The 863-nt window shown below is 43.1% G+C and carries 1 pseudogene; it reads right to left on the minus strand.

From position 1 onward, the window contains the following. Positions 1-863 (minus strand): annotated as a pseudogene (locus tag L5L77_RS22540) (IS3-like element ISSba5 family transposase); the annotation flags it as partial.

The raw sequence follows: 863 nt of genomic DNA on the forward strand, positions 1-863 counted from the left end.
CCATATTAATTGTCTGAATTTCAAGCTTGTGTAATGCGAACCTTGATCGCTGTGATATATCACATTCTCAGGCTTACCCCTTAACTCAAATGCCATTTTCAAAGCTTTACAGGTCAGCGCACTATCTGGTGATAATGACAAGGCCCATCCAATAGGCTTGCGGGAAAATAAGTCAAGAACAACGGCTAGATAGGCCCAACGATTACCGACCCAAACATATGTCACGTCGCCACACCACACTTGATCTGGTTGAGTTACTGCAAACTGTCGATTAAGCGTATTGGGGATTGCAACATGCTCTTGTGTCGCTTTCCGATAAGAATGCTTAGGCTGCTGACAGCTTAATAACCCAAGCTTTTTCATTAGATTACGGGCTCGATAACGACTGAGACCAATCCCTTTATTAGTCACTAATTGCGCTATCGTTCGCGCACCGGCAGAGCCATGACTAATATGATGTGCGGCCTTCACTTCACTGCATAAAATAGTCAAGTCTGCATCAATATGTTCTTTTCTTTTTAGCCAATACTTATAGCTACTTCGATGCACTTTGAATGCATTACAAATTGTGAGAATAGAGTGGCTCTGCTTGAGTGCGCTGATTAGCGTAAATTGTTCATCGAGTCTGACATCAAGAGAGCGGTAGCCTTTTTTAGGATAAGATTGTGCTCCTCAAGACGAGCTATTTGCTTCTTCAGTTCACGGATTTCAATTTGTTCAGGGGTAATCGGAGATGCTTTTGGTGTGCCACCCTGGCGTTCTAGTTTTAACTGTCTCACCCATTTATCCATAGTGGATTTACCTACGTTCATCGCCTTTGCAGCTTCGATGATGCTATGGTTTTTATCGAGGACTAATTGGGC

The sequence above is a fragment of the Shewanella sp. SM29 genome (genome assembly GCF_025654245.1).
Taxonomy (GTDB): Bacteria; Pseudomonadota; Gammaproteobacteria; order Enterobacterales; family Shewanellaceae; genus Shewanella; species Shewanella oncorhynchi.